Annotated in this window: 25 protein-coding genes and 1 tRNA gene; 11 read left to right on the top strand and 15 right to left on the bottom strand. The window is 68.8% G+C overall.

What is annotated here, in order from left to right; genetic code table 11:
• Window positions 1-230: 230 nt before the first annotated feature.
• The gene (locus AC1DTW_RS23320) at window positions 231-443 is read right to left on the bottom strand and encodes a DUF6496 domain-containing protein (protein WP_477983785.1); all 213 of its coding nucleotides are present in this window, start codon (window positions 441-443) and stop codon (window positions 231-233) included.
• A gap of 124 nt (window positions 444-567) precedes the next feature.
• Here AC1DTW_RS23320 and AC1DTW_RS23315 point away from each other — a divergent pair, with 124 nt between their 5' ends.
• Genes AC1DTW_RS23315 through AC1DTW_RS23305 form a run of 3 tightly spaced genes read left to right on the top strand, consistent with a single transcriptional unit; the run spans window position 568 to window position 1516 of the window.
• Window positions 568-753, top strand: coding sequence for a hypothetical protein (locus AC1DTW_RS23315; protein ID WP_477983784.1), 186 nt, complete (start codon window positions 568-570; stop codon window positions 751-753).
• Window positions 750-1091 carry a uracil-DNA glycosylase family protein gene (locus AC1DTW_RS23310; protein WP_477983783.1) on the top strand — a complete coding sequence of 114 codons (342 nt, stop codon included), beginning with the start codon at window positions 750-752 and terminating at the stop codon, window positions 1089-1091. Before AC1DTW_RS23315 ends, AC1DTW_RS23310 begins: the two co-directional genes overlap by 4 nt.
• Before the next feature lie 53 nt (window positions 1092-1144).
• A complete protein-coding gene (locus tag AC1DTW_RS23305; RefSeq protein ID WP_477983782.1) occupies window positions 1145-1516 on the top strand; it encodes a DUF3175 domain-containing protein in 372 nt (123 codons plus the stop codon).
• A 331-nt stretch (window positions 1517-1847) separates the two neighbouring features.
• Here the strand turns inward: AC1DTW_RS23305 and AC1DTW_RS23300 are convergent.
• Window positions 1848-1924: transfer RNA gene (locus tag AC1DTW_RS23300), tRNA-Pro, on the bottom strand.
• Window positions 1925-1965: 41 nt separating this feature from the next.
• Window positions 1966-2907 (bottom strand): octaprenyl diphosphate synthase, encoded by a 942-nt coding sequence (gene ispB / locus AC1DTW_RS23295; protein WP_477983781.1) that lies wholly within the window; start codon window positions 2905-2907, stop codon window positions 1966-1968.
• A 267-nt stretch (window positions 2908-3174) separates the two neighbouring features.
• On the opposite strand from ispB, the gene rplU reads away from it, so the two are divergent.
• From rplU to proB, 4 genes are all read left to right on the top strand, one after another.
• Window positions 3175-3486, top strand: a complete 312-nt coding sequence (gene rplU / locus AC1DTW_RS23290) for a 50S ribosomal protein L21 (RefSeq protein ID WP_477983780.1) — start codon at window positions 3175-3177, stop codon at window positions 3484-3486.
• 32 nt (window positions 3487-3518) lie between these two features.
• Window positions 3519-3776 carry a 50S ribosomal protein L27 gene (gene rpmA, locus AC1DTW_RS23285; protein WP_477983779.1) on the top strand — a complete coding sequence of 86 codons (258 nt, stop codon included), beginning with the start codon at window positions 3519-3521 and terminating at the stop codon, window positions 3774-3776.
• 119 nt (window positions 3777-3895) lie between these two features.
• Entirely contained in the window at window positions 3896-4972 is a 1077-nt protein-coding gene (cgtA, locus tag AC1DTW_RS23280) for an Obg family GTPase CgtA (RefSeq protein WP_477983778.1), read from the top strand.
• Window positions 4969-6087: a glutamate 5-kinase gene (proB, locus tag AC1DTW_RS23275; RefSeq protein WP_477983777.1), complete on the top strand. Its 1119-nt coding sequence runs from the start codon at window positions 4969-4971 to the stop codon at window positions 6085-6087. The genes cgtA and proB overlap by 4 nt, the downstream gene beginning before the upstream one ends.
• A 28-nt stretch (window positions 6088-6115) precedes the next feature.
• On the opposite strand, the gene AC1DTW_RS23270 is transcribed toward proB, so the two are convergent.
• Entirely contained in the window at window positions 6116-6724 is a 609-nt protein-coding gene (locus AC1DTW_RS23270; RefSeq protein ID WP_477983776.1) for an RNA pyrophosphohydrolase, read from the bottom strand.
• Between the two features lie 156 nt (window positions 6725-6880).
• Here AC1DTW_RS23270 and AC1DTW_RS23265 point away from each other — a divergent pair, with 156 nt between their 5' ends.
• The gene (locus tag AC1DTW_RS23265; protein WP_477983775.1) at window positions 6881-8626 is read left to right on the top strand and encodes a proline--tRNA ligase; all 1746 of its coding nucleotides are present in this window, start codon (window positions 6881-6883) and stop codon (window positions 8624-8626) included.
• Window positions 8627-8679: 53 nt separating this feature from the next.
• Window positions 8680-9273, top strand: a complete 594-nt coding sequence (locus AC1DTW_RS23260) for a lytic transglycosylase domain-containing protein (RefSeq protein WP_477983774.1) — start codon at window positions 8680-8682, stop codon at window positions 9271-9273.
• Window positions 9274-9277: 4 nt separating this feature from the next.
• On the opposite strand, the gene AC1DTW_RS23255 is transcribed toward AC1DTW_RS23260, so the two are convergent.
• The 6 genes from AC1DTW_RS23255 to hemA all read right to left on the bottom strand — a co-directional run bounded on the left by AC1DTW_RS23255 (window position 9278) and on the right by hemA (window position 14391).
• Complete coding sequence (locus AC1DTW_RS23255) at window positions 9278-9853, bottom strand: UbiX family flavin prenyltransferase (protein WP_477983773.1); 576 nt, start codon at window positions 9851-9853, stop codon at window positions 9278-9280.
• Window positions 9850-10164 (bottom strand): Grx4 family monothiol glutaredoxin, encoded by a 315-nt coding sequence (gene grxD / locus AC1DTW_RS23250; protein ID WP_477983772.1) that lies wholly within the window; start codon window positions 10162-10164, stop codon window positions 9850-9852. Before grxD ends, AC1DTW_RS23255 begins: the two co-directional genes overlap by 4 nt.
• A 107-nt stretch (window positions 10165-10271) precedes the next feature.
• Window positions 10272-10898: a hypothetical protein gene (locus AC1DTW_RS23245; protein WP_477983771.1), complete on the bottom strand. Its 627-nt coding sequence runs from the start codon at window positions 10896-10898 to the stop codon at window positions 10272-10274.
• Window positions 10899-11038: 140 nt separating this feature from the next.
• Window positions 11039-11875, bottom strand: a complete 837-nt coding sequence (prmC, locus tag AC1DTW_RS23240) for a peptide chain release factor N(5)-glutamine methyltransferase (RefSeq protein ID WP_477983770.1) — start codon at window positions 11873-11875, stop codon at window positions 11039-11041.
• The gene (gene prfA / locus AC1DTW_RS23235; protein WP_477983769.1) at window positions 11872-12969 is read right to left on the bottom strand and encodes a peptide chain release factor 1; all 1098 of its coding nucleotides are present in this window, start codon (window positions 12967-12969) and stop codon (window positions 11872-11874) included. The genes prmC and prfA overlap by 4 nt, the downstream gene beginning before the upstream one ends.
• 90 nt (window positions 12970-13059) lie before the next feature.
• The gene (gene hemA / locus AC1DTW_RS23230; RefSeq protein ID WP_477983768.1) at window positions 13060-14391 is read right to left on the bottom strand and encodes a glutamyl-tRNA reductase; all 1332 of its coding nucleotides are present in this window, start codon (window positions 14389-14391) and stop codon (window positions 13060-13062) included.
• Between the two features lie 103 nt (window positions 14392-14494).
• Here hemA and AC1DTW_RS23225 point away from each other — a divergent pair, with 103 nt between their 5' ends.
• Entirely contained in the window at window positions 14495-14776 is a 282-nt protein-coding gene (locus tag AC1DTW_RS23225) for a hypothetical protein (RefSeq protein ID WP_477983767.1), read from the top strand.
• A gap of 6 nt (window positions 14777-14782) precedes the next feature.
• On the opposite strand, the gene miaB is transcribed toward AC1DTW_RS23225, so the two are convergent.
• Together miaB and AC1DTW_RS23215 are read right to left on the bottom strand one after the other, a co-directional pair.
• Window positions 14783-16147, bottom strand: a complete 1365-nt coding sequence (gene miaB / locus AC1DTW_RS23220) for a tRNA (N6-isopentenyl adenosine(37)-C2)-methylthiotransferase MiaB (protein WP_477983766.1) — start codon at window positions 16145-16147, stop codon at window positions 14783-14785.
• A gap of 70 nt (window positions 16148-16217) precedes the next feature.
• Window positions 16218-16598 carry a hypothetical protein gene (locus AC1DTW_RS23215; RefSeq protein ID WP_477983765.1) on the bottom strand — a complete coding sequence of 127 codons (381 nt, stop codon included), beginning with the start codon at window positions 16596-16598 and terminating at the stop codon, window positions 16218-16220.
• Between the two features lie 118 nt (window positions 16599-16716).
• Between AC1DTW_RS23215 and leuE the strand changes: the two genes are divergently transcribed.
• Window positions 16717-17331 (top strand): leucine efflux protein LeuE, encoded by a 615-nt coding sequence (gene leuE, locus AC1DTW_RS23210; protein ID WP_477983764.1) that lies wholly within the window; start codon window positions 16717-16719, stop codon window positions 17329-17331.
• Here the strand turns inward: leuE and fahA are convergent.
• The 3 genes from fahA to AC1DTW_RS23195 are packed head-to-tail and all read right to left on the bottom strand — an operon-like array spanning window position 17309 to window position 20145.
• Window positions 17309-18628: a fumarylacetoacetase gene (fahA, locus tag AC1DTW_RS23205; protein ID WP_477983763.1), complete on the bottom strand. Its 1320-nt coding sequence runs from the start codon at window positions 18626-18628 to the stop codon at window positions 17309-17311. The genes leuE and fahA overlap by 23 nt on opposite strands.
• The gene (gene hmgA, locus AC1DTW_RS23200) at window positions 18625-19920 is read right to left on the bottom strand and encodes a homogentisate 1,2-dioxygenase (protein WP_477983762.1); all 1296 of its coding nucleotides are present in this window, start codon (window positions 19918-19920) and stop codon (window positions 18625-18627) included. Before hmgA ends, fahA begins: the two co-directional genes overlap by 4 nt.
• Before the next feature lie 18 nt (window positions 19921-19938).
• Complete coding sequence (locus tag AC1DTW_RS23195) at window positions 19939-20145, bottom strand: DUF2783 domain-containing protein (protein ID WP_477983761.1); 207 nt, start codon at window positions 20143-20145, stop codon at window positions 19939-19941.
• Window positions 20146-20151 lie beyond the last annotated feature (6 nt).

Genomic DNA, 20151 nt, shown 5'->3' with positions numbered 1-20151 from the left:
CACGCCTGTTTCCGGCCAATTGAAACAGAGTGCAGCAGGGCCGGCCCCGGCGAGTGACGCGAGTCATTAGTCTCGAAGAATCAACAGATTAGCACGCGTTGTGCAAGAAGGGGATTCAGATAACGCGCATTTCGCCCGGGCGCGGCGGATCGCGCACGGCCCGAGGCGTGCGTACAACGGAACGGCCGGCCCCGCGGGCCCGACATGGCCGCGCGGCCGGCTCTGTGCCGTCAGCTCTTCCGGCTGCTCTTGCGGGGGGTCTTCGCCGTCGGCTTCGACGGCACCTTGGCGCCTGCCCGTCGAGCCTGCGACAGGCCGATCGCGATCGCCTGTTCGCGGCCCGTGACCTTCTTGCCCGAGCTGCCGCTCTTCAGCGCGCCGGCCTTCTCTTCGTGGAGCGCCTTGCCGACCTTCTCGGAAGCCTTGTTGCCATACGTTGCCATGTTGCTGCCCTCGTTGGGTGAAGGTCTCGCCGGCCCCGCCGGAGCCGTGCACGCCGATTGGGCAATCCGCATGCCCACCCGCGGCGACGCGACACCGCGACCGTCGATTGCCGCCCGCCGGCGCATGACTGCCGACACCCGACGTGCGCGCCAGGCCGCCTGGGAGCGGCTGCGCACCGCGGCCGCCGGTTGCCGCGAGTGCCCGCTCGGCGCGCTCGCGACTCAGACCGTCTGGGGCGAAGGCCGCGTCGATGCGACGCTGATGACCTCGGCTGGCGGCGTGAGCGCCTGTACGTCACCAACGCCGTGAAGCACTTCAAGTTCGAGTTGCGCGGCAAGCGGCGCATGCACAAGACCCCGGGCCAGCTCGAGATGCTGGCCTGCGCGCATTGGCTCACCGACGAGATCGCCGCGGTGCGGCCGGGCACGATCGTCGCGCTCGGCGCCGTCGCGGCGCGCGCGCTGCTCGGTCGGCCGGTCAAGGTGCTGAGCGAGCGCGGCCAGTGGTTCGAGCGCGCCGGTGCGACGCCGGTGCTGGTGACCTTGCATCCTTCGGCGTTGCTGCGCGGCGATCCGGAGCAGATCGAGCAGGTCTATCGCGACTGGCTCGCCGACCTGGCCAAGGCCGACCCACCGCCGCCTCGCTGAGCGGGCGACAGGAGCGCCGATTGATGTTCTCTTGGCGCCAGCCGGGAGTCACGATGAGCACGAAGTCACCGCCCAGGAAGAAGTGGTCGCAGAAGGTGACCGAACACAGCGACGCGCTCGACCTCGAGCACGGCGTGTTCGCGAAACGCGACCCGAAGAAGATCGCCGAGTCGCTGAAGGAATCGGCCGAACACAGCGCGCGCCGCAAGTCCAGCCCATTCCGCTCGGCGATGTCGATGCTGACCTTCTACTTGAACCGCGCCGGGCCGAAGGTCTCGACGCCGCAGCGCAGCCGCCTCGAGGCCGCAAAGGACGAGTTGCGAGCGCTGTTCGACCGGCCGCCGACGAGTCGCGAGGAGGGCGTCCGGTCGCAGAAGACGCAGAGAAAGGAGCGGGCCGCTGCGGCCAAGGCGCGGAAGCGCTGAATCGTCGGAGCGGTCCTACGCCGCGGTGGCGCCTGCGCGTTCGAACCGCGTCATTCGGCTCCGATAGCCTGCGCGGCCACCGACGTCTTGGCCGGACAGAGCTGGACTTTCGACAGCTTCGAATGCCCGATCCACAAGCTCGCGCCGGCGTGCGGCCATTGCGGTTGCCGGGTCGTCGGTCATGGCATCGAGGCCGGGCCGACGATCTATTGCTGCGCCCATTGCGCACGCGAGGCCGGCGTGCCCGGCGTCGCCGATCGGGCCCCCTGAATGGGGCAGGGGGCGAACGATCGGCGCGGAACGATCGACGCGAAAGGAAGAGAAGGAATGTTGGTCGGGGTGAGAGGATTCGAACCTCCGGCCTCTACGTCCCGAACGTAGCGCTCTACCAGGCTAAGCTACACCCCGATGCTGTGGCGGTCTGCGACGCAGTGCCAACGTCGAAGCACTCAGGACGAGCGTTCGACGGATCGAAAACACAATTCTAGCAGAGCTTCGCGGAAGGTCGACGGCGGCAGCACACCGAGCGCACGTGCCGCCTTGTCGGCTTCGGTTCGGGCCGCGGCGCGCGTGGCCGCGATCGCGCCGGTGTGGCGCACGATCTCGACGATTTCGGGCAGCCGCGCGACCTCGCCGTGCTGGATCGCATGGCGGATCAGCTCGCGCTCGACCGCGTTGCCACGCTCCATCGCGAGCAGCAGCGGCAAGGTGGGCTTGCCCTCGCGCAGGTCGTCGCCGACGTTCTTGCCGAGCTGCTCGGTCGCGCCTTCGTAGTCGAGAAGATCGTCGATCAACTGGAACGCGGTGCCCAGCGAGCGGCCGTAGTCGGCGCACGACTCCTCGACCTCGTGCCCGGCTTCGGCGAGCACCGCGCCGATGCGCGCGCTGGCCTCGAACAGCTTCGCGGTCTTGAAGCGGATCACGCGGAGGTAGTCGTCGACCGAAAGATCCGGGTCGTGCATGTTCATCAGCTGCAAGACCTCGCCCTCGGCGATCACGTTGGTCGCATCGGCCAGCACCTCGAGCACGCGCATGCGATTCACCGACACCATCATCTGGAAGGCGCGCGAATAGACGAAGTCGCCGACCAGCACGCTGGCGGCGTTGCCGAACAGCGCATTCGCGGTCTGCCGGCCGCGACGCAGCGCCGATTCGTCGACGACATCGTCGTGCAGCAAGGTCGCGGTGTGGATGAACTCGACCGTCGCCGCCAGCTCGAAGCGTTCGCGACCGACAAAACCCAGCGCGTTCGCGAACAGCAGCACGAGCATCGGGCGAAGGCGCTTGCCGCCGGCGCTGATGATGTAGTGCGCGATCTGGTTGATCATCACGACGTCCGACGCGAGGCGGTGCCGGATCACGCCGTCCACCTCGCGCATGTCGGCGGCCATCAGCGCCACGGCAGCCGGAGCCGGCGCTTCAGCAGCTGGCGGGAGGGAAGACGGGGAGTTGGGCTGCACGCTGGGCTCGTCGGATCAGCGCGGATTATAGAAAGTGTGTCGGCCGCACGGGCGGAGTCGGCGCAAAAGAGGCCTGCATGCTAGAATCTTCGGCTCTGCGGGTTTTGCAGGGCTGCCGTGCCGTGGTTCCCCGGCACGGGCAGTGAACGAGGTAGAGAAGAGAGGGCCGCCTTCGGCGGCCGAACTGAAAGGGCTGATATGTACGCGGTCATAAAAACCGGTGGCAAGCAATACAAGGTTGCTGCTGGCGAAAAGATCAAAATAGAACAGATTGCTGCGGATGTTGGCCAAGAGATCACGATCGACCAGGTGTTGGCCATTGGTGCCGGCGCCGATCTGAAGGTCGGGACTCCCTTGGTAGCGGGCGCAAGCGTGGTGGCCACCGTCGTGGCTCATGGTAGGCATGACAAGGTGCGCATCTTCAAGATGCGCCGTCGCAAGCATTATCAAAAGCGGCAAGGTCATCGCCAGAACTTCACCGAGATTCAAATCGGTGCGGTGAACGCGTAACGCGTGCCGTAAACCAGTCAAGGAGCTAAACCATGGCACAGAAAAAGGGCGGCGGTTCGACACGAAACGGCCGCGACTCACAACCGAAGATGCTCGGCGTGAAGGTGTTCGGCGGCCAGAAGATTCCGGCCGGCTCGATCATCGTGCGCCAGCGCGGCACCAAGTTCCATGCCGGCTCGAACGTCGGCATCGGCAAGGACCACACGCTGTTCGCGCTGGTCGACGGCGAAGTCAGCTACGCCGTCAAGGGCCCGCGCAACCGCCAGACGGTCTTCGTCAAGGCGCTCTGAGCGGACGCACGCGACGCGCCGCTGCAAAGCGGCTCGCAGCACACCGAAGCCCCGGCCTGCCCGGGGCTTCGTTCTTTCCGGCCACGCCGTAACATCGGGTCCTCACCCGACCCAGCACCATGAAATTTGTTGACGAAGCGACGATCGATGTCGTCGCCGGCGACGGCGGCAACGGCTGCATGAGCTTTCGGCGCGAGAAGTTCCTTCCGTTCGGCGGCCCGAACGGCGGCGACGGCGGCCGCGGCGGCAGCGTCTATGCGATGGGCGACCGCAACCTGAACACGCTGATCGACTTCCGCTACGCGCGCCGCCACGAGGCGCGGCGCGGCGAGAACGGGCGCGGCTCCGACCAGTACGGCGCGGCCGCCGACGACATCGTGCTGCGCATGCCGATGGGCACCGTGATCACCGACCTCGAGACGAACCAGGTCGTCGCCGAGTTGCTGGTGCCGGACGAGAAGGTGCTGATCGTCAAGGGCGGCGATGGCGGATTCGGCAACCTGCATTTCAAGACCAGCACGAACCGCGCGCCGCGCCAGAAAACGCCGGGCTGGCCGGGCGAGCAGCGCAAGCTGCAACTCGAACTCAAGGTGCTCGCCGACGTCGGCCTGCTGGGCATGCCGAACGCCGGCAAGTCGTCGCTGATCACCGCGATCTCGAACGCGCGGCCAAAGATCGCCGACTACCCGTTCACGACCCTGCACCCGAATCTCGGCGTCGTGCGTGTCGCGGCGGAGCAGAGCTTTGTCGTTGCCGACATTCCCGGCTTGATCGAAGGCGCGTCCGAAGGCGCAGGCCTCGGCCACCTGTTCCTGCGTCACCTGCAGCGCACGCACCTGCTGCTGCATCTCGTCGACTTCGCGCCGTTCGACGAATCGGTCGACCCGGTCGCGCAGGCCAAGGCGATCGTCGGCGAGCTGAAGAAGTACGACGAGGCACTGTTCGAGAAGCCGCGCTGGCTGGTGTTGAACAAGATCGACATGGTGCCGGTCGAGGAACGCGAGCAGCGCGTCAAGGACTTCGTCAAGCGCTTCAAGTGGAAAGGCCCGGTGTTCCAGATCTCGGCGCTGACTCGCGAAGGCTGCGAGCCGCTGATCCGTGCGATCTACAAGCATGTCGCGACGCTGAAGAACGTCGTGCCGGACGATCCCGATCCGCGCTTCGACCCGGCGCCGGCGAGCAGCGACAACCCATGAGTGCCGCGCTGAAGAATGCGCGCCGCATCGTCGTCAAGGTCGGCTCCAGTCTGGTGACGAACGAAGGCCGCGGCGTCGATGCCGCGGCGGTCGGCAATTGGTGCCGGCAGATGGCTGCGCTCGCTGCGCAAGGCCGCGAGGTCGTGATGGTCTCGAGCGGGGCGATCGCCGAGGGCATGAAGCGCCTCGGCTGGGCCGTGCGGCCGAAGGAGGTTCACGAACTGCAGGCCGCCGCCGCGGTCGGTCAGATGGGGCTGGCGCAGATCTATGAATCGAAGCTGCGCGAGCACGGCATGGGCAGCGCGCAGGTGCTGCTGACGCACGCCGACCTCGCCGACCGGGAGCGCTATCTGAATGCGCGCTCGACCTTGCTGACCTTGCTGTCGCACCGGGTCATTCCGGTGATCAACGAGAACGACACGGTGGTTGTCGACGAGATCAAGTTCGGCGACAACGACACGCTCGGCGCGCTGGTCGCGAACCTGGTCGATGCCGATGCGCTGGTGATCCTGACCGACCAGCGCGGCCTGTACTCGGCCGACCCGCGCAAGGACCCGGATGCCCGCTTCATCGGCGAGGCCCGCGCCGGCGCGCCCGAACTCGAGCGCATGGCCGGCGGGGCCGGATCGAATCTCGGCCGCGGCGGCATGTTGACGAAGATCCTGGCTGCCAAACGGGCTGCGAGCAGCGGCACGAGCACCGTGATTGCGTACGGGCGCGAGAGCGATGTGCTGATCCGGCTGGCCGACGGCGAGGCGATCGGCACCGCGCTGATCGCGCCGACGCAAAAGCTCGCGGCGCGCAAGCAGTGGATGGCCGACCATCTGCAGCTGCGCGGTACGGTGATCGTCGATGCCGGGGCGGCGGGCAAGGTGCGGGACGAAGGCAAGAGCCTGCTGCCGATCGGCGTGACCGAGGTGCAGGGCGAGTTCCATCGCGGCGACGTCATCGCGGTGCGCGGCCCGGATGGCACCGAGCTCGCGCGCGGGCTGGCGAACTACGCGAGCAGCGAGGCCCGGCTGATCGCGCGTCGCCCATCGGCCGAGTTCGAGAAGCTGCTCGGCTACACGGCCGAGCCGGAGCTGATCCACCGCGACAATCTGGTGCTGACGTAGTCGGCAGCAGACTGCCGCGAAGGATCGATCAGTCGGGCGCTTTCCCGATGACCGACGCGTCGGGAATCGACTCGGCCGGATGCTGCGGATCGTCGTGCGGTGGCGGCCCATCGTCGCGATGGTGTGGCCGCATCCCGGAGCGCAAATAGCGGTTGTGATGCGCGCCGCGCGGCAGGAAGCGCGCGAGCTCGGTGAGCGCCATCTGGTAGACATCGCGCTTGAACTCGATCACCAGCTCGAGTGGCACCCAGTATTCGTTCCAGCGCCAGGCGTCGAACTCGGGGTGGTCGGTGGCACGCAGGTTCATGTCGCTGTCGCGACCGACGAGCTGCAGCAAGAACCAGATCTGCTTCTGGCCGCGGTAGTGGCCGCGTGCGTCGCGGCGGATGAAGTGATCGGGCACCTCGTAGCGCAACCAGTCGCGTGTGCGCGCGACGATGCGCACATGCTCGGGGACGAGGCCCACTTCTTCATGGAGCTCGCGGTACATCGCCTGCTCGGGCGTCTCGCCGTATTTGATGCCCCCTTGCGGGAACTGCCAGGAATGGGTGCGGATCCGTTTGCCCCAGAACACCTGGTTTCTCTGGTTGAGCAGGACGATGCCGACGTTGGGTCTGAACCCTTCACGGTCGAGCATAATCAACCCCAATTCATTCGTTGAATTCATTATTACACCGGCGTGACGGGATTCAACCCCTGCGGTTTCCCTCAGCGCACAGCGGGCCGCACGGCTCTGCCGGCGCCGCGCTCCGCCGGCCTTCCGTCACGCCTCAAAGCACGCTCTGCACGCCGCATGAAAGCATCCCAGTTCTTCATCTCCACGCTCAAGGAGGCGCCTGCCGACGCCGAGATCACGAGCCACCAATTGATGATGCGGGCCGGCTTCATCAAGCGGCTCGGCGCGGGCATCTACAGCTACATGCCGATGGGCTTGCGCGTGATCCGCAAGATCGAGGCGATCATTCGCGAAGAGATGAATCGCGCCGGCGGCATCGAGTTGCTGATGCCGGTCGTGCAGCCGGCCGAGCTCTGGCAGGAGACCGGTCGGTTCCAGAAATACGGGCCCGAGCTGCTGCGCGTCAAGGACCGGCACGACCGTGACTTCGTGATCCAGCCGACCAGCGAGGAAGTCATCACCGACATCGCGCGCCAGGAACTGCGCAGCTACCGCGCACTGCCGAAGAATTTCTATCACATCCAGACCAAGTTCCGCGACGAACGCCGGCCGCGCTTCGGCGTGATGCGCGGGCGCGAGTTCACGATGAAGGACGCGTACTCGTTCGATCGCGATGTCGCGGCGGCGAGCAAGAGCTACGACCAGATGTTCGCCGCCTACACGCGCATCTTCGAGCGCATGGGTCTGCAATTCCGCGCGGTGGCTGCCGACAACGGCTCGATCGGCGGCGTGCGCTCGCACGAGTTTCAGGTCATCGCCGACACCGGCGAAGACGCGATCGTCTACTGCCCCGATTCCGACTACGCCGCCAACATCGAGATGGCCGAAGCGCTCGCGCCGGCCGCGCCGCGCGCCGCGCCGCGCGCCGCGCTCGTGAAGACGCCGACGCCGGGCAAGGCCACCTGCGAGGATGTCGCCGAGCTGCTTGGCGTGCCGCTGCAGACCACCGTGAAGTCGCTGGTGCTCGCGACCGACGACACCAACGCGGCCGGCGATGTGCTCGGCACGACGATCTGGTTGCTGCTGGTGCGCGGCGACCATGTGCTCAACGAGATCAAGGCGAGCAAGCTGCCGGGCCTGACGAACGGCTTCCGCTTCGCGACGGCTGCCGAGATCGACGCACACTTCGGCTGCAAGCCCGGCTATCTCGGGCTGATCGGCCAGAGGCAGGCCGTGAAGGTGATCGCGGACCGCACGGTGGCTTCGATGAGCGACTTCATCTGCGGCGCGAACGAGGCCGACTTCCACTACACCGGCGTCAACTGGGGCCGCGATGTGCCCGAGCCCGATCTGGTCGCCGACATCCGCAATGTCGTTGCCGGCGATCCGTCGCCCGATGGCCGCGGCGTGCTGGCGATCCAGCGCGGCATTGAGGTCGGCCATGTCTTCCTGCTCGGCGCGTACTACAGCGAGAAGATGAACGCGACCTATCTCGACGAAGGCGGCAAGCCGCAGCTGATGCAGATGGGCTGCTACGGCATCGGCGTCACGCGCCTGCTGGGCGCTGCGATCGAGCAGAATTTCGACGAGCGCGGCATCGTCTGGCCGGCCGCGATCGCGCCGTTCACGGTCGTGATCTGTCCGATCGGCTACGATCGCTCGGCCGATGTTCGGGCCGCGGCCGACAAGCTGCTCGCCGAACTGCAGGAGGCCGGCATCGACGTGCTGCTCGACGACCGCGGCGAGCGCCCGGGCGCGATGTTCGCCGACTGGGAACTGGTCGGCGTGCCGCATCGCGTCGTGCTTTCGGACCGCGGCCTGAAGGAGGGCAAGGCCGAGTACCAGGGCCGTCGCGATGCGCAAGCCAGCGCGATCGCGATTGCCGACATGCTGTCTTCATTGAAGGCCAAGCTCGCCGGATGAGCGGCACTCTCTCCCGCCTCGGGGGAGCGCGGCGCCGTCTGACCGCCGCCGCGATGCTGAGCCCGCTCGCCGCGCTGCTGCCCGATCGCGCTTTCGCCGGCGCGCAAGTCGAGGAGCCGCTCGCGAACGCGGTGCGATCCGCGCTGTATGCCGCCGTCAACGACAGCGCGCCGCCGAAGCCGCAGTTCGACACGATGGACGCACGGCTGAACTATCTGCGCTGGCTCGGCGAAATGAGCAGCCGGCTGCGCAGGCGCGAATCCGAGCACCTGCGGCGCGTCGAGTTTCTCGAGGCTGCGTGGTACGAGAGCACGCGCGCCGGGCTCGAGCCGGCGCTGCTGCTCGGGCTGATCCAGGTCGAGAGCGGGTTCCGCAAGTACGCGGTCAGCATCGCCGGCGCGCGCGGCTATATGCAGGTGATGCCGTTCTGGGCGCGCCTGATCGGCGACGGCGACGTGGCCCGGCTGTTCCACATGCAGACCAACCTGCGCTTCGGTTGCGTGATCCTGCGCCACTACCTCGACCTGGAGCGCGGCGACCTGTACCTGGCGCTCGGCCGCTACAACGGCAGTCGCGGCCGGCCGGAGTATCCCAGCGCGGTGTTCGCGTCGCAGCGGCAGTGGCTCTACAAGCCGTCGGTGGCCTGAGCCGCTACAGGCCGGTCCAGGCCTTCGGCGCGGCGCCCGCAATGCCGAGCAGCGCGAGCACGCGCTCGACGCCGTCGTCGACGATCTCGTCGATGCTTTGCGGGCGGTGGTAGAACGCCGGCAGCGGCGGGAAGATCACGCCGCCCATCTCGGTCACGCTCGTCATGTTGCGCAGGTGTGCGAGGTTGAACGGCGTCTCGCGCACCATCAGCACGAGTCGACGGCGCTCCTTCAGCATGACATCGGCGGCGCGCGTCAGCAGGTTGTCCGAGAGGCCGAGCGCGACCGCCGCGAGCGTGCGCATCGAGCACGGCGCGATCACCATCGCGTCGGTCGCGAACGAGCCACTGGCGATGGGCGCGCCGATGTCGGCCGGGTTGTAGGCGTGATCGGCGAGCGCCTCCAGCGCGCGGCGGTCGAGCCCGAGTTCGTGATGCACGCTCAGCACGCCGGCCGGGCTGACGACCAGATGCGTCTGCGCGCCCTGGGCCTTCAGCCGCTGCAGCAAGCGCACCGCATACACCGCGCCGGTGGCGCCGGTGATGCCGACGATGACGCGCTGGCTGGCGGCGGCGATCAAGCGGTGGTCAGCAGGGGCTGCAGTTCACCGGCCTGGTACATCTCCATCATGATGTCCGAGCCGCCGACGAACTCGCCGTTGACGTACAGCTGCGGGATCGTCGGCCACTGCGCGTAGTCCTTGATGCCCTGGCGAATCTCTTCGTCCTCGAAGACGTTGACGGTCTTCATGTCGGTCACGCCGCAGGCCTTCAGCACCTGCACGGCGCGGCCCGAGAAACCGCACTGCGGGAATTGCGCGGTGCCCTTCATGAACAGCACCACGCGGTTGCCCTTGACGATGTCGTCGATGCGTTGTTGGACGTCACTCATGATTGCTCTGGCTCGTGGAAATGGGGAACACGGGACTTTATACGGCAACCGGCGCTCGCCTGCGGCGGCTGCCGAGCAAGGCCCCGCGCCGCGGCCGGGCTCAGCCTCTAGAACGAGTACGAGATGCCGAGCTGGATCAACGGCGTCATCCGCAGGTCGCGGACCAGGTCGTCCAGCGTCGGGCCGTTGCTGCCGCTTCGACCCAAGCGCCCAGCGCCGGCGGGGCCCTGCCCGACAATGCCGAGGTCGGCGCTGAAGGCCCAGCCGCCGCGCGCCGATAGCCCCGTATAGCCGACGCCGAGATAGGGCAGGGTCGCGTTGTCGCTCGCCGACTCGCCGCCGTACGACGTCGGCGCGCGACCGATCGACCTGCTGGCGATGCTGAAGGCGCTTCCTCCGCTCGCCAGGCCGGGTTGGCCGGTGCTCGGCACCGAGCGCGGTCCGAAGATCAGCCCGCTGGTCGCACGCAGGCCGCCGAGCTGGTTCGGCCCGGTCAGCGAGCGGCTGAAGTAGTAGTCGCCCATCAGGCTGGCGCTGCTGAGCTTGACGGCCGGGCCTTCGACACCGAGCCGCCACGGATCGCTGCTCGTGGTGAGCGACAGCCGGCCCTGCCAGCGTGCCCACGGTGGTTGCTGTGTCGAGGCGGCTGCCAGACCGTCGCCGTCGGCGCCCATCGCGGGCTTCAGGGGCAGCGCGGCCAGTGCCGCGGCGAACATCCATGCGGTATTGCGCATCGCAGGCTCCTTTCGAAGACCAGGTCCGGCAGCACGGCAGCGTTGCCGCCGCGCGAGTTCATGCTACGCCGTTGGGGACGATTCGTGTTGCGTTTGACGCCAAGCCGACTCCCCGATCCGGGTGGCCGCCGTGACCTGGGTCACGGGCCTCGCCGGCCACCGGTGCAACGCGGCCGGCCGCCCAGATCCTGCCGCGTGACGATGGCGCTGAAGCCGTGTTCGCGCAACAGCGCCTGCACCGCATCGGCCTGGTCGTAACCGTGCTCCAGCAACAGCCGGCCGCCGGGTTCGAGCCGCGCCGGCGCGCCGGCGACGATCGCGCGCAAGGCGTCGAGGCCGTCGCCGCCGGGGGTCAGCGCGAGGGTCGGCTCGTGCCGCAAGGCGGCGAGGTGCGGATCGCTGCCGGCGATGTAGGGCGGGTTGCTCAGCGCGAGATCGAAGCGGCGGCCTTCGAGCGGGCTCCACCAGGCGCCTTGCAGCAGCGCGATCTCCAGGCCGAGGCGCGCCGCGTTCGCGCGCGCGACGCCGAGCGCGGCGGCGCTGATGTCGGTCGCGAGCACGTCGGCAGCCGGGCACGCGTGCTTGACAGCGAGTGCGATCGCGCCGCTGCCGGTGCCGAGGTCGACGACGCGGCGGCGCAGGCCCACCGGGGCTGCCGACAGCAGTTCGATCGCCCAGTTGACCAGCACTTCGGTGTCCGGCCGCGGCACCAGCACGTTCGCGTCGACCTGCAGCACGAGCCCGTGGAACTCCGCCTCGCCGACCAGGTGCGCGAGCGGCTCGCCGGCCGCATGGCGCGCGAACAGCGCGCGCAGCACGCCGAGCTGCGCCGCGTCGAGGGGCGCATCGTCGTGCGCCGCCAGCCAGCTGCGCGGGCGCGCGAGCACGTGGCAAAGCAGCCACTGTGCATCGAGACGGTCGACGCCGGCGGCCTTGGCCTCGACGAGCAGCGCCGCGATCGTCGCCGGACCGCTCATGCCTCGCCGCTCTCGAGCGCCGCCAGCTGCTCGGCGGCCTGCGCCGCCTGCAGCGCTTCGGTCACGTCGTCGAGGTCGCCGTCGAGGATCAGCTGCAGCTTGTACAGCGTCAGGTTGATGCGGTGATCGGTCAGGCGCCCTTGCGGAAAGTTGTAGGTGCGGATCCGGTCGCTGCGATCGCCGCTGCCGATCAGGCCCTTGCGCGTCGCTGCCTCCTTCGCCGCACGCTCGTTGCGCTCCTTGTCGCGCAGCCGCGCGGTCAGCACCGCGAGTGCCTTGGCCTTGTTGCGGTGCTGCGAGCGGTCGTCCTGGCACTCGGCCACGATGCCGGTCGGCAGGTGCGTGATGCGGATCGCGCTGTCGGTCTTGTTGACGTGCTGGCCGCCGGCGCCGCTGGCGCGGAAGGTGTCGATGCGCAGGTCGGCCGGGTTCAACGTCAGCTCCTCGGCCTCGTCGGGCTCGGGCAGCACCGCGACCGTGCAGGCGCTGGTGTGAATGCGGCCCTGCGTTTCGGTCACCGGCACGCGCTGCACGCGGTGGCCGCCAGACTCGAACTTGAGCCGCGCGTACACGTCGTCGCCCTCGATCCGGAGCACCACTTCCTTGTAGCCGCCGAGGTCGCTGACGCTCTCGCTCAGCAGTTCGCTGCGCCAGCCGCGGCGTTCACAGTGGCGCAGGTACATGCGCGCGAGGTCGGCGGCGAACAGTGCCGATTCGTCGCCGCCGGTGCCGGCGCGAATTTCGACGAAGGCGTTGCGCGCGTCGTCGGGGTCGCGCGGCAGCAGCGCGGTCTGCAGTTCGAGCTGCAGGCGCTCGATATCGGCGTGCGCCTCGGCGATCTCCTGCTGCGCCAGCTCGGCCATGTCGGGTGCATGTTCGGATTCGGCCAGCATCTGCTGCGCGTCGGCCAGATCGCGCTCGCGCTGCTCGAAACGCCGGAAACGGCCGACCAGCCCGGCCACCTCGGCGTGCTCGCGCGAGAGCTCGCGGTAGCGCTTCATGTCGCGCGCGACGCTCGGATCGGCGAGCAGCGCGTCGAGCTCGGAGCCACGCAGCGCGAGGCGCTCGAATTGCTGGCGGAGGGAGTCTTTCATGCAGCGGCCGGAAGGGTGGAGAAGGCCACGGAGCGGCACGCGTGGCGACCACGCACGACGGCTCCGCGAATGGCGGAGGGTCGCGTGTCGCTAGTGGCGATCGAGCGGGCGACCGAGCGGAAGGGCGAGCGGCGGCTCGAGCGGGTCGTCGGCCAGCGCCGCCCGCGTGCTCTGCCGCAGGAACAGACGCGACACGGTCTGCGCGAGCTGCGCACGGTGCTCGCCGTCGGCCGCGTGCAGCTCGGCCAGCGTGCCGTGCAGCATCTTCTGCGTCAGCCCGCGCGACAGCGCTTCGAGCACGGCGTCGATGTCCTCGCCCTTTGCGAGCAGCTTGCGCGCGCGTGCGATCTCGGTCGCGCGCCAGTCGTCGGCCTGCGAATGCAGCGCCTGGATCAGCGGCACCGAGCCGCGCTGGTCGAGCCAGTGCACGAAGCTCTGGACGCCGGTCTCGATGATCGCCTCGGCCTGCTCGACGGCGGCCTGGCGCTTCTCGCCGGCGGTCTGCACCAGCGTCGACAGGTCGTCGACGGTGTAGAGATACACGTCGGACAGGCGCGCGACCTCGGGTTCGATGTCGCGCGGCACCGCGAGGTCGACCATGAACATCGGCCGGTGCTTGCGCTGCTTCAACGCACGCTCGACCGCGCCCAGCCCGATGATCGGCAGGCTGCTCGCGGTGCACGAGATCACGGTGTCGAATTCGGCCAGCCGAGCGGGCAGGTCGGCCAGGCGCATGGCCTCGGCGCCGAAGCGGCCGGCCAGGCGCTCGCCGCGCTCCAGTGTGCGGTTCGCGACCGCCATCGCGCGCGGGTTGCGCGCCGCGAAATGCGTCGCGACCAGCTCGATCATCTCGCCGGCGCCGACGAACAGCACCTTGTTCTCGCGCAGGTCTTCGAACAGCTGCGACGCGAGCCGCACGGCGGCGGCGGCCATGCTGATCGAATGCGCGCCGATCTCGGTCGCGCTGCGCACTTCCTTCGCGACCGCGAACGAGCGCTGGAACATCTGGTGCAGCGAGCCGCCCAGGGTGCCGGCCGTCTCGGCCTCGCGCACCGCCTGCTTCAGCTGGCCGAGGATCTGCGGTTCGCCCAGCACCATCGAATCGAGGCCGCTGGCGACGCGGAACGCGTGCCGCGCCGCGGCACCGCCCTCGAGCACATAGGCATGCTCGCGCAGCACGTGGCTGGAGACGCCGCCGACGCCGGCCAGCCAGTCGACCGCCGGGCTCACGAGCCCGGCTTGCGCGCCGACATACAGCTCGGTCCGGTTGCAGGTCGAGACGATCGCGACCTCGCTGACACGCTGCAGGCGCTGGCGAAACGCCTGCAGCGTCGGCGCCAGTTGCTCCGGCGAGAACGCGAACCGGCCGCGCAGATCGACGGGCGCGGTGGTGTGGTTCAGGCCGAGGGCGAAGACGCTCATGGTTCAGATTATAAAATCGGCCGCGCCGGGCGGCGCTTGATGCGCATCAGAGCCCTTGGCCCGCGACCCGCGCCGTGCCCCGCGCCTCACGAAAGACATCCGATTGGGCCCCACCGCCGCCCTCTGGCACCTGCTGAACTTCTTCGCGCCCGCGCTCGGCGTCGGGCTGATGGCCGCCGGGTTCGCCAAGCTGCTGTGGCGGCGCGAGCTGAAGAGCGTCGGCTGGAAGCGTCTCGCGCTGTCGGCGACGGCCGGCTGCGCGGTGGTGCTGATCGCCGGGCTGGTGATCTTCGGTCACGACGGCAAGATCGCGACGTATGCGGCGATGGTCGGCGTGTGCGCGCTGACGCTGTGGTGGGTCGGCTTCGGCCCGCTCAGGCGCTGAACGGCATCACGGCGCGATCGCTTCGGCCTCGCGCTGCACAACTTCGCCGCGCAACGAGTGCGCGTTGACCTCGGTGATCGTCACGTCGAGCATCTGGCCGATCAGCCGCGCCGAATTCGGCCCGCCCTGGAAACTCACCATGCGGTTGCACTCGGTGCGGCCGCTCAGCTCGTTCGGATCCTTGCGTGACGGCCCCTCGACCAGCAGCCGCTGCACCGTGCCCAGGCGCGACGCGCTGATGCGCCGCGCGCTGTCGGTGATCGCCTGCTGCAGCCGGTGCAGGCGCTTGAGCTTATCGGCCTGCGGCGTCGCATCGGTCAGGTTCGCCGCCGGCGTGCCCGGGCGCGGGCTGTAGACGAAGCTGAAGCTGTCGTCGAAGCCGACGTCGTCGATCAGCTTCATCATCTGCTCGAAATCGGCCTCGGTCTCGCCCGGAAAGCCGACGATGAAATCGCTCGACATCGAGATGCCGGGCCGCACCGCGCGCAGCTTGCGCACCGTGCTCTTGTATTCCATCGCGGTGTAGCCGCGCTTCATCGCCATCAGGATGCGGTCGCTGCCGTGCTGGACCGGCAGGTGCAGGTGGTTCACGAGCTGCGGCAGCTTCGCGTAGGCGTCGATCAGGCGTTGCGTGAACTCGTTCGGGTGGCTGGTCGTGTAGCGGATGCGTGCGATGCCCGGGATCTCGGCGACGTATTCGAGCAGCAGCGCGAAATCGGCGAGTTCGGCGCTGGCGCCCATCTTGCCGCGATACGCATTCACGTTCTGCCCCAGCAGCGTCACTTCCTTGACGCCCTGGTCCGCCAGGCCGGCGACCTCGACCAGCACATCGTCGAACGGGCGCGAGACCTCTTCGCCGCGCGTGTACGGCACGACGCAATAGCTGCAGTACTTCGAGCAGCCTTCCATGATCGAGACGAACGCGGTCGCGCCCTCGACGCGCGCCGGCGGCAGGTGGTCGAACTTCTCGATCTCGGGGAAGCTGATGTCGACCTGCGGGCGCATCTGCCGTTCGCGCTGGGTCAGCATCTCGGGCAGGCGGTGCAGGGTCTGCGGGCCGAACACGAGGTCGACATACGGCGCGCGCTCGAGGATCGCCGCACCTTCCTGGCTCGCGACGCAGCCGCCCACACCGATCAGCACGCCCTTGCCCTTCAGGTGCTTGACGCGGCCGAGGTCGCTGAAGACCTTCTCCTGCGCCTTTTCGCGCACCGAGCAGGTGTTGAACAGGATCAGGTCGGCCTCGTCGACGTTCGTCGTCGGCTCGTAGCCCTGCGCGGCGTGGAGCACGTCGGCCATCTTGCCCGAGTCGTACTCGTTCATCTGGCAGCCGAAAGTCTTGATGAAGACCTTCTTGCTATCGGCACTCATTGGTGCACCCTACGGCCTGCGGCCGGTCCCGCCAAGCGGGAATGAGCCCCTTCGGGCGGCCGGGCGAGGCTCATGGCTTGACCCAGCCCATCGTCGAGGTATCGAAGGACCAGGTCTGGGCTTCTTCGAGCGTCGTCGGCCAGGGTCGGATCGCGGCCTCGTCGGCGGTCAGGATCCACACGTCGCGCAGCTGGGCGCCGCCGAGGTCGACCGTGTAGTGCACGAGCCACTTCTGGCCGGCCAGCGAGGCCGCCATCACGATCCTGCCCTGCTGGTCGCGCACGCGCGAACCGGGGCTGAGCGTGACCGCCTTGCCGTTCAGCGTCAGGTTCGGGTAGGCGCCGAAGACCGCCGCGGCGCGCAAGGTGTTCTGCGGAAAGGAGCGCACCTGCGCCGCGACCGGGGCATTCAGACCGACCGCGACGATCGCGGCCAGCGCACAGCGGTACATGGTGTTCATCCAGTGGCTGTCGAAGTGGGAAGGGCACGATTTTACCGTGCAGCCCTATCGTGCAGCGCGGCGGGCGTACGATGCGTGCCCGCCTCGTGTTTCGCCTGTGGAGCCTCCCATGTTCGGCATCGCTGACTACCCCTCGTTCGTCGTCGCCGTGATCGTGTTCCTGATGATCCCGGGGCCCGGCAATCTCGCGTTGATCACGTCGACCGGCAAGGGCGGGCTGCGCGGCGGCTTCGCCTGCACCTTCGGCGTGATCGCCGGCGACCAGGTGCTGATGTGGCTGGCGGTCGCCGGCGTCGCGGCGCTGCTCAGCGCCTACCCGCCGGCGTTCCACGCGGTGCAGTGGCTCGGCGCCGCTTACCTCGCCTGGCTGGGTCTGCGCATGATCCTGGCGAAGGCCGGCGCGAAGCCGGTGCTCGAGATCAAGCCGCACCACTATTTCCGGCAGGCACTGTTCATCACCTTGCTGAACCCGAAGGCGATCGTGTTCTACATGGCCTTCTTCCCGCTGTTCGTCGACCCGGCGCGGCACCAGGGCTTGCTGACCTTCGGCGTGATGGCCGCGACGATCGCGGTGCTGACCTTCCTCTACGGCCTGGTCGTCGTGCTGCTGACGCACCGCCTGGCCGAGCGGCTGCGCGCGAACCCGAAGGTGTCGAGCACCTTGCAGAAGCTTGCCGGCGTGTTCCTGATCGGCTTCGGCGTCAAGCTGGCGCTGTCGCGCTGAGCAGGGTTCCGCTGACTTCGCCGAGGCCGATGCGCGGCAGCCCCGGGCGCTCGCACCAGCCGCGCAGGACGATCGTGTCGCCGTCCTGCATGAAGCTGCGTTCCTCGCCGTTCGGCAGCGGAAACGCCTGCCTGCCGCCGAGCGAGAGCTCCATCAGCGAGCCGGCCTGATCCGCCTGCGGACCCGACAGCGTGCCGGTGCCGAGCAGGTCGCCGCTGCGCAGGTTGCAGCCGGTCACGGTGTGGTGCGTGACGAGTTGCGCGAGCGTCCAGTAGGCGCTGTCGGCCGCGTTGGTTCGCGACAGCCGCAGCGCAGGCTCGCCGGCCTCGCGCATTCGCGCGGTCTGCAGCCAGGCTTCGAGCGTGATGTCGAGCGCGCCGTGCGCGCGGTTCGCGACCGAGTCGAGGTACGGCAAGGGCTGCGGGTCGCCGTCGGGCCGTGTGAAGGCGCGGCGGTACGGCGCGAGCGCCTCCATCGTGACGACCCACGGCGACAGCGTCGTCGCGAAGTTCTTCGACAGGAACGGCCCGAGCGGCTGGTACTCCCAGGGCTGGATGTCGCGCGCCGACCAGTCGTTCAGCAGGCACACGCCGAACAGATGCGTCTCGGCGGCATCGATCCCGATCGGCTCGCCGAGCGCGTTGCCCGGACCGATGAACGCGCCGAGCTCGACCTCGTAGTCGATGCGCTGGCTCGCGCCGAAAACCGGCGCATCGGCGGCGCCCTTGATCTGGCCGCGCGGCCGCCTGAAGCGCTGGCCGCTGACGCCGATCGACGAGGCGCGGCCGTGGTAGCCGATCGGCACCCACTTGTAGTTCGGCAGCAGCGGGTTGTCGGGGCGGAACAGCTTGCCGATCGTCGTCGCGTGGTGCACGCTGGTGTAGAAGTCGGTGTAGTCGCCGATCGCGCAGGGCACGCTCATCTCGGCCTCAAGCTGCGGCAGCAGCGCGGTCTGCAACGCGGCTTGCCGGGTACTGCCTTCGGCGAGGGCCGCCGACAGCGCCTCGCGCAGCGCACCGCGCGAGGCCGCGGGCTGCGCCATCAAGGTGTTCAGATCGCCGGCCGCGAGCGGCGCGAGCAGGCCGCCGATCGGCGCGCTCCATGGGCCTGCGTCGAGCGCGAGCTTCAGGTCCAGCACCTGATCGCCGATCGCGACGCCGATGCGCCACGGCGCCTCGCTGCCGGCGTGGCGAAAGCGCCCATACGGCAGGTTCTGGATCGGGAAGTCGGCCGTGGCCGCGTTCGCCGAGGCGACCCAGCTGCGCCGTTGCGGGTCGTGCGTGGCGTCGAGCATCATGGTGCGAAGCGATCCTGCAGGCCGGCCCAGCAGTCGGCGTAGTGCTTGTCGAGTTGCGGGCTCTGCAGCGCGAACTCGGTCGGGATGAACCGGTAGCGGCTCTCGAACATGAAGGCCAGCGTGTGGTCGAGCTTCTGCGGCGACAGCGCCGCCTGGCTCGCGCGCCCGAAGGCCTCTTCGTCGGGCCCGTGCGGCACCATGCAGTTGTGCAGGCTCGCGCCGCCGGGCTTGAAGCCTTCGGGCTTGGCGTCGTAGGCGCCGTAGACCAGGCCCATGAACTCCGACATCAGGTTGCGGTGGTACCAGGGCGGGCGGAAGGTGTCTTCCATCACCAGCCAGCGCGGCGGGAAGATCACGAAGTCGCAGTTCGCGGTGCCCGGCGTGTCGCTCGGCGAGGTCAGCACCGTGAAGATCGACGGGTCGGGGTGATCGAAGCTGATCGAGCCGATCGTCATGAAATTCGCGGTGTCGTACTTCACCGGCGCGAGGTTGCCGTGCCACGCGACGACGTTGAACGGCGAGTGCTTCATCGGCGCGCGCCACAGGCGGCCGCCGAACTTCTTGATCACTTCGTAGTCGCCCGCGGCGTCTTCGAAGGCCGCCACCGGCGCCTGGAAGTCGCGCGCGTTCGCCAGGCCGTTCGAGCCGATCGGCCCGAGCTCGGGCAGGCGGAACTGCGCACCGTAGTTCTCGCAGAGGTAGCCGCGCGAAGCACCGTCGAGCAGCTCGACCTTGAACGCAACGCCGCGCGGCAGCAGCGCGATCTCGCCGGGCTTCACCTCCAGCACGCCCATCTCGGTGACGAGGCGCAGCGCGCCCTGCTGCGGCACCAGCAGCATCTCGCCGTCGGCGTTGACGACGGCGCGCCGCTGCATCGAGCGGTTCGCCAGGTACAGGTGGGCCGCGATGCCCGTCTGCGCCTCGGCGTCGCCGTTCGCGCACAAGGTGCGGATGCCGTCGACGAAGTCGCCCTCGGTGGCGCCGACGGGAATCGGATTCCAGCGCATTGGCTCCGGCGCGAGCGCGGCGCCCGCGTCGGCGCCGGTGCGCCACAAGGGCTGCGCGTAGGCCTCGTAGCGGCCCGACACGACCGACGGCTGGCGCCGGTACAGCCAGGTGCGCCGGTTCTGATGGCGCGGTGCGGTGAACGCGGTGCCCGAGAGCAGCTCGGGGTAGAGCGCCAGCGGCGGCCGCTGCGGGCTGTTGCGGCCCCGCGGCAACGCGCCGGGCACGGCCTCGCTCGCGTATTCGTTGCCGAAGCCGGTCTGGTAGTTCAAGGGCGTGGCGGTCATGGTGGTCTTCGGGCAGTGTCAGGTTCGCGCCGGCGCGGCGCTGTCGCGCGCCGCGGCCAGTGCCTCACGCAGCACATCGAGCGCGCCGATGTGGTTCGCGAGCAGCAGCACGAGGCGCGCGTTCAGCGCGTGGCTCTCGGCCGGCGCGAGATCGCGGTGCGCGTCGATCAGTGCCGCGTAGAAATCGTCGGGCGCGCCCAGGTGCGGGTCGGTGATCAGCTTCATGGGGGG

Source organism: Rhizobacter sp. P5_A1 (genome assembly GCF_056400745.1).
The sequence above is the reverse complement of the archived record's forward strand: the minus strand, read 5'-3'. Positions and strand labels throughout refer to the sequence as shown.